The 6,358-nt window shown below is 37.2% G+C and carries 8 protein-coding genes; 6 read left to right on the plus strand and 2 right to left on the minus strand.

The annotated features are described in order from the left end of the window. Positions 1–10 precede the first annotated feature (10 nt). The gene (locus tag JCM9157_RS12720) at positions 11–727 is read right to left on the minus strand and encodes a cytochrome c biogenesis CcdA family protein (protein WP_035665190.1); all 717 of its coding nucleotides are present in this window, start codon (positions 725–727) and stop codon (positions 11–13) included. Between the two features lie 430 nt (positions 728–1,157). On the opposite strand from JCM9157_RS12720, the gene JCM9157_RS12725 reads away from it, so the two are divergent. The 6 genes from JCM9157_RS12725 to JCM9157_RS12750 all read left to right on the plus strand — a co-directional run bounded on the left by JCM9157_RS12725 (position 1,158) and on the right by JCM9157_RS12750 (position 5,696). Beyond that, positions 1,158–1,574, plus strand: coding sequence for a hypothetical protein (locus JCM9157_RS12725; RefSeq protein WP_035665192.1), 417 nt, complete (start codon positions 1,158–1,160; stop codon positions 1,572–1,574). Further along, the gene (locus JCM9157_RS12730) at positions 1,558–2,115 is read left to right on the plus strand and encodes a PspA/IM30 family protein (protein WP_035665194.1); all 558 of its coding nucleotides are present in this window, start codon (positions 1,558–1,560) and stop codon (positions 2,113–2,115) included. The genes JCM9157_RS12725 and JCM9157_RS12730 overlap by 17 nt, the downstream gene beginning before the upstream one ends. A 288-nt stretch (positions 2,116–2,403) precedes the next feature. Then, complete coding sequence (locus tag JCM9157_RS12735) at positions 2,404–3,237, plus strand: DUF4097 family beta strand repeat-containing protein (RefSeq protein ID WP_035665195.1); 834 nt, start codon at positions 2,404–2,406, stop codon at positions 3,235–3,237. 14 nt (positions 3,238–3,251) lie between these two features. After that, the gene (gene liaF, locus JCM9157_RS12740) at positions 3,252–4,016 is read left to right on the plus strand and encodes a cell wall-active antibiotics response protein LiaF (RefSeq protein ID WP_035665196.1); all 765 of its coding nucleotides are present in this window, start codon (positions 3,252–3,254) and stop codon (positions 4,014–4,016) included. After that, positions 4,013–5,071 (plus strand): sensor histidine kinase, encoded by a 1,059-nt coding sequence (locus tag JCM9157_RS12745; protein ID WP_035665197.1) that lies wholly within the window; start codon positions 4,013–4,015, stop codon positions 5,069–5,071. The genes liaF and JCM9157_RS12745 overlap by 4 nt, the downstream gene beginning before the upstream one ends. Further along, positions 5,064–5,696, plus strand: a complete 633-nt coding sequence (locus JCM9157_RS12750) for a response regulator (RefSeq protein WP_035665198.1) — start codon at positions 5,064–5,066, stop codon at positions 5,694–5,696. Before JCM9157_RS12745 ends, JCM9157_RS12750 begins: the two co-directional genes overlap by 8 nt. Before the next feature lie 98 nt (positions 5,697–5,794). Here the strand turns inward: JCM9157_RS12750 and JCM9157_RS12755 are convergent, their stop codons facing one another. Beyond that, on the minus strand, positions 5,795–6,211 hold the full coding sequence (locus JCM9157_RS12755) for an antibiotic biosynthesis monooxygenase family protein (RefSeq protein ID WP_235714984.1): 417 nt from the start codon (positions 6,209–6,211) through the stop codon (positions 5,795–5,797). Between the last annotated feature and the right edge of the window lie 147 nt (positions 6,212–6,358).

The raw sequence follows: 6,358 nt of genomic DNA on the forward strand, positions 1-6,358 counted from the left end.
TTTTTATTTATTAGATCGTAAAAGGAACGAAACGAGCTAAGTAAGCTGATATTATCGCAAATTGTCCTGTGAACAGTAAAATACCGAGGACAACCATAATACCACCGCTCACTTTTTGTATCGTAGGTAACCATTTGTTTAAACGGCGAATTTTATCTAACGAACGAGACCATAGGAGAGCAACCCCGATAAATGGGAGTCCTAGTCCAATGGAATAAACCAACAACATGAACATCCCGGCCCACATCGTTTCTTCGCGTCCTGCAAGGAGCAAGATCGAAGTTAAAACAAGTCCAATACAAGGAGACCATCCAGTTCCAAATAAGAAGCCAAGTAGGACTGAGTTCGCAAAACTAGTTGTCTTCTTTGGTTTGACGTGAAGTCTTTTTTCACTTATTAGCATTCGAATCGAGATAATCCCCATCATTTGTAAACCAAAAACAGCGATAATAATGCCACCAATTTGCTCAAATAATTGACGGTTCCCCCAAAAAGCTTGCCCGATAAAAGTGGAAGAAGCTCCTAGTAAAAGGAAAATAGATGTAAAACCAATAATAAAGCCAATACTTCTTGATAAAATTAAGCGTCGATCAGCGTTAATTTGATTATCTGCTACATTTGTTCCTGTTAATTGCGCTAAATAGGCTGGCACTAATGGGAACACACAAGGCGATAAAAATGAAACCACTCCGGCAAGAAGGGCGAGCCAGATCGTTACTTCTGTCATCCATAACACATCCTTCATAAAGTCAATCACGTTACTTCTTAAGTCTATTCTAGTCCATAAAAAAGATATGAATCAAATTTTAGCATTTACCTATTTTTCTAAGGCATTGTTTTTGGGAAATTACCTGTCTTGACATGTTCGTTCCATTGCGCTCCAGTCACTCGCTTTCCGCGGGGAGGTATCGAGCCTCCTTGGCTTTGCCTGTAGGGTCTCGATCCTACCTCTATCTAGTCCCAATTTAACCATCTCATCTTTATTATTATAGCTATTTTTTAATCGTAATGTTGAAAATGAGACAAACGTTCACTGAAAGGTCAAAAGACTGAGGAAAAGATCGGTCTTGAGGCGGAGAAGAAACCAATCTACAGGTCATCTTCAATAATCATTTTTCTTCGTACAATAAAGGTAAGTTAAGAGAAGGAGGAAAAACATGAAAATAACAGGAAAAGTGATCGGTGGCATCTTACTTATGTTTATTGGTGCCAATATAGTGCTTGGGATGTTAGGCATTCACATAGGAGGGTTACTCGGACTCGTCATCGGGGGATGTTTACTTTACTTTGGTTACTCGAAGTATAAGGAGAAAGGAAAATGGAGTTTCGGATCTATTTTATTAGGTTTACTTGGGGCAATCATTCTACTAGGTGGAATGGGAGGATTAGTTGGGCTAGCAATAGGAGCTTTATTAGTGTATGGAGGCTATCAATTAATTAACCCCAAAAAAGAAAATGAAGAGAAAGACAGTAGTCGGAGCACCTCAAGTGTAGGCTCTACGTATGAAATGATTGACAAGGAATTCACACGTCTAATAAAAGAAGGGGACAAACAAAATGATCGCCAGAATTAAAACTTTAATCAAAGCATATGTTTACGAAGGATTAGATAAATTAGAAGACCCCGCTATTATGGTGAAACAGTATAAACGAGACATCAAAAAACGTATGGAAGAACTAGAAGAGAACATTCAAAAGCAGTGTAGAGAAGAAAAAAACTTGCAATATCGCTTAAACGAACTTAAGGAACTCTTTGATCGTAAAGAAGAACAAGCTAAAACAGCTGTTCAAGCAGAAGATGATGAATTAGCTCGTAAAATACTTTTGAGTAAAAAGGAAGTGTGGTCCTTAATAAAGCAGTTAGAACAAGAGCTTTATCAAAATAAAGAGGATCGTGCAGATGCTAAAGTAGAGCTTGAACAGTTGCAACTGAAATATAAACAACTAAAGGAAAAAGATCTTGAGTTGATCGTTCGTATTCAACATTTAAAGAATAGTAAAGAACCTGACTTAACTAAAGGTGAGGATTCTCCAAACACTAAACTTAAGCAATTGAAAAACCAAGAAGAGGAAATTGAAAACGAACTTAGACTGTTAAAGGCAAAGAATCAGTAAATATAAAGAGACTGGAACAAAAGAGTGTTTAAATAATACGAACATAATGATGGTTGCTTGGCTCGCGCTCCTGAAATACACTTCGCTTTCCGTGGGCGGCTGGTGAGCCTCCTCGTGCTTACGCACTGTGGGGTCTCACCGCTGCCTTTTGATTACGTGTATTTCCTCCGCTAAGGTTCTGCATCGTTCGCATTCTCAGTTAAACACTTTGTAAGTCCTAGTCTTTTTTTCTAGGCTACAGTAGATTTAACCTATATAGTATTAAGTAAAAGGCAGTGGGGGGAATAAATGAAAAAACTAATAGGTTTTCTTTTAATTGCATTTGGTTTATTTGTTTTGCTTGTGACGAGTTTCTCTGTCTTTTCTTCGAGAAGTACGGCCAATCAAGGAAATGAGTTTAAGAAAGATATGAGCGATTTTGAGTCAATGGAGCTCTCTAGTGTAAATGTAGATTGGGAAATTGAACGCTATGATGGGAAAGAGATTGTTGTTGCTTTAAACAATGCAAATAAAGTTAATATTTATTCTCAATTACGAGGGAAAACATTAAAGATTGAATTGAAAGATGAGAGATTTAAGTGGATGGTCTTTCAATTTTCCGGGAGAGGAACAGCGAAAGTACTGATTCCGTATGAATACGATTTACCTTTAACCATTCGCAATGTATCAGGAAATATTAGAATTGATCAAGATTTAAGTGCTGATCGTTTATTTTTAAAAACGGTGTCTGGAAATATTGAAGCTCTAACTTTAACAGCTAATAACATAGAAGTCGTCACAACTTCTGGTAATGTTGAGGTTCAGGGTATGGTGGCGGAGAATAATAAGATTGAGACTGTTTCCGGTCAAATTGAGGCTAAACAAGTAACTGGAGAGTTAGATGCAGAGTCTGTTTCAGGAGATATTAATCTTCAATTTAGTGAAGAGCAAAGTCAGACAAAAGTTAAAACCATTTCTGGTGACATTCAACTAATGATTCCTAATGCAAATGCTTCTTTTAATTTAACTACATTATCAGGTGACATAGTTACTGGATCTAATTTTACTGGTATACTAGGTAATGGTCTAAATCCATTTAACATTCAAACGGTCTCAGGAGATATTCATATAGTAGAACAATAAAGGGGGGTGAGAGCATGAAGAAACAAACTATTTTCGGAATTATTGTCGTTATTATTGGTTTAAATATATTGTTTAACTCGATGAATTTATCAACAGGAACCTTCATTGCTCCACTCATTTTCCTTTTGCTAGGTTTCTTTTTTTATAAAAGAAAGCACACGTTTATTAGCATCATATTCTTTATTATTAGTGCTAGTATCTTGTTTGATCAAATCTTAGGATTTAATTTCATTCCTTTATTAATTGGTATATTGGCTTTATATTATGGATTACGGTTAGTACGTTCACCTTCTAAAAAAGAAACAAGGAGAGTACGAACTAAGAAAGCGGAAGATGTCACGAAGAAAGAAGTAGTTGAAGAAGAGATTCCAATTCAGAACGATATTAAAGAAGAACGCGTGGTATTTGCTCCGACGATGCGTCGTAGCTTTATTGGCGATATTCACTATATAGGTGAAGCTTTTGAATTAAACGACTTGACTATTTGGAACGGGATAGGAGATGTTCGCTTAGATTTATCTAAAGCGATTATTCCTGAAGGTGAAACGGTTATTATCGTACAGTGTATGATTGGACAAATTGATTTTTATGTTCCAGAAGATTTAACGATTAGTATACAGGCTTCAACGATTATTGGAGAAGTTTCTTTGTTTCATGAAAAGCATGAAGGGATCAATCAGCAATTAAGTATTGCAACGAAAAATTATAAACAAGCATCAAGAAGAGTGAAGTTAATTTTATCAACTGTCATTGGTGAAGTGAAGGTGAGAGTGATATGAAAAAACAGTTAGCTCGCCTACAATGGCAATTTATTCGTCATAGTTTAGTTGGGATAGGATTAATTTCCTTCTTTTTTCTGTTTCTAATTACGTACGAAGATAATCGAGGGTTATTGCTGGCAATTGATCGTCAAATATTAGGTGTCCCTATTCTTATGTGGATGGTTGTAATTGTGTTATTAACTGGTTTAATTAGTGGGTACATTCAAGCAAATCCGATGAAAAGAAAAATTGATCAACTAATCCATGGGGCGGTTCGGTTTGAAAGAGGGACCTTTTCTCACAGAATTGAGGTGGAGGGAGACGATGAATTAGCCGAGCTGTCTGAAAGAATGAATGGGATGGCGGAGAACATTGAAAAGCAAGTGGCGTCCTTACAGCGCCTATCGGCTGAAAGGGCCGAGATGCAAGAAACGGTTAAGAAAGCAGCTGTAACAGAAGAACGGCAACGATTAGCAAGGGATTTGCATGATGCGGTAAGTCAGCAACTGTTTGCGATCTCAATGATGACCGCGGCCATTAAGCAAAATATTGAGGGTGTATCAAAAGGGACAATTGATCAAATCTTGATGGTTGAAAAAATGGCCAATACTGCCCAAGCCGAAATGAGAGCGCTGTTATTGCATTTAAGACCAGCTCATCTCGAAGGGAAAAGTCTTGAAGCAGGATTAAACCAATTATTTGAAGAATTAAACCAAAAACACGACATGAATGTGATCGTAAACATTGAAGACGAATTAGACATTCCAAAAGGAATAGAAGATCAATTGTTTAGAATGATGCAAGAAGCGATCTCAAATGTTCTAAGACATTCCAAAGCTGATCAGCTAGAGTTTCATCTAAAAGAAACTAGTCAGGAACTCAAAATAAAATTAATCGACAATGGTATTGGATTTGACCCGAAATTAGTGCAGGCGGGTTCCTACGGTCTACATACGATGCGTGAAAGAATCACCGAGATCGGTGGCACTCTACAAATCGTTTCGGTACAAGGAAAAGGAACACAAATAGAGGCCAATTTACCTATTGCTTGGAAAGGGGGAAAACATGATTAATGTGCTTTTGGTTGATGACCATGAGATGGTAAGGATGGGTTTGGCAGCGTATTTGTCGACTCAAGGAGATATGAAGGTAGTTGGGGAAGCGAGTAATGGCATCGAGGGAGTGGCTTTAGCTAATACTTTGAAACCAGATGTCATTTTAATGGATTTAGTTATGGAGAAAATGGATGGAATAGAAGCAACACGAACCATTATGCAAGTTCTTCCATCAACCAAAATTATCGTCCTGACCAGCTTTATTGATGATGAGAAAGTTTATCCGGTTATTGAAGCTGGAGCGTTTAGCTACCTGCTCAAAACGTCGTCAGCGAATGAAATTGCTGAAGCTATTAGAAATGCGGCAAGTGGAAAGTCAGTTGTTGAAGCTGAAGTAACGATTAAAATGATGAGTAGGATGAGAAAAAACACAGAAGCACAGTTGCATGAATCCCTAACGCCTCGTGAACTAGAGGTACTTGAATTAATTGGGCAAGGTAAAAACAATCTAGAGATAGCACAGCTTTTATTTATTGGCATTAAAACAGTGAAAACACATGTAAGTCATATCCTACAAAAATTACATTTAGAAGATCGAACTCAAATTGCTGTCTATGCACATCGCCATCGTTTAGTAGAATGAGATGTAAAACTAGTTAGTAAGATTAAGAAGGAAAAAAACAGAGCTTGTTGATGAAAAGCTCTGTTTTTTCAATGCAAGGAAACAAAAATCAAGAAAGTCTATCGTTTCAATGTACTGTGAAAAGTAGTCACAAATGAAGGTCTCGGAAAAATATCTTTAGAAAGAGCTGATTCGGTCCCTCTTTTTTTATGAGCATTTTCATAGGATTTTGATGTTTGCCAATTCTTAAAAGAGTCTTCATTATCCCAAACCGTCATAATGGCATAGGTATCGTCAGAGAGTGGTCGTAAAATACGAATAGCTTGAAAGCCGGGTTCGCTTTCAACTAAACCAGCTCGATTCTTGAAACGCTCTTCGAAAGCAGCTTTCCCTTGTTCTGTTACAGGAATATTGTTAATAACAACAAAACCCTCTTCACGAAAAGAACCAGTCTCACTAAAAACTTCATACTGTTTTGCATTGGAGTGCTCTATCTTTTCTTCGCAAAAGAAGAATGAGCCATTCTCGCCTTCCATAACTATACCGTTTACAGAATCTAATTCCGAAGTTTCAACTATACTAGCATGTTTCATTGGAGAAACCCTCCTTTAAAATTATAGGCTGTTTTCGCATATTTTGTTGCTTTTGATGGGTTAACAAGTAGGGATAGGTCCGTTACATTG

Origin of the sequence: Halalkalibacter akibai JCM 9157 (assembly GCF_000513135.1) — a bacterium.
Taxonomy (GTDB): domain Bacteria; phylum Bacillota; class Bacilli; order Bacillales; family Bacillaceae_D; genus Halalkalibacter; species Halalkalibacter akibai.

Bases quoted from the DNA above. Each gene is read 5' to 3' on its own strand.
- JCM9157_RS12720 (WP_035665190.1), bottom strand. From the start codon at position 727: ATGACAGAAGTAACGATCTGGCTCGCCCTTCTTGCCGGAGTGGTTTCA.
- JCM9157_RS12735 (WP_035665195.1), top strand. From the start codon at position 2,404: ATGAAAAAACTAATAGGTTTTCTTTTAATTGCATTTGGTTTATTTGTT.
- JCM9157_RS12730 (WP_035665194.1), top strand. From the start codon at position 1,558: ATGATCGCCAGAATTAAAACTTTAATCAAAGCATATGTTTACGAAGGA.
- JCM9157_RS12745 (WP_035665197.1), top strand. From the start codon at position 4,013: ATGAAAAAACAGTTAGCTCGCCTACAATGGCAATTTATTCGTCATAGT.
- JCM9157_RS12750 (WP_035665198.1), top strand. From the start codon at position 5,064: ATGATTAATGTGCTTTTGGTTGATGACCATGAGATGGTAAGGATGGGT.
- liaF (WP_035665196.1), top strand. From the start codon at position 3,252: ATGAAGAAACAAACTATTTTCGGAATTATTGTCGTTATTATTGGTTTA.
- JCM9157_RS12755 (WP_235714984.1), bottom strand. From the start codon at position 6,211: ATGGAAGGCGAGAATGGCTCATTCTTCTTTTGCGAAGAAAAGATAGAG.
- JCM9157_RS12725 (WP_035665192.1), top strand. From the start codon at position 1,158: ATGAAAATAACAGGAAAAGTGATCGGTGGCATCTTACTTATGTTTATT.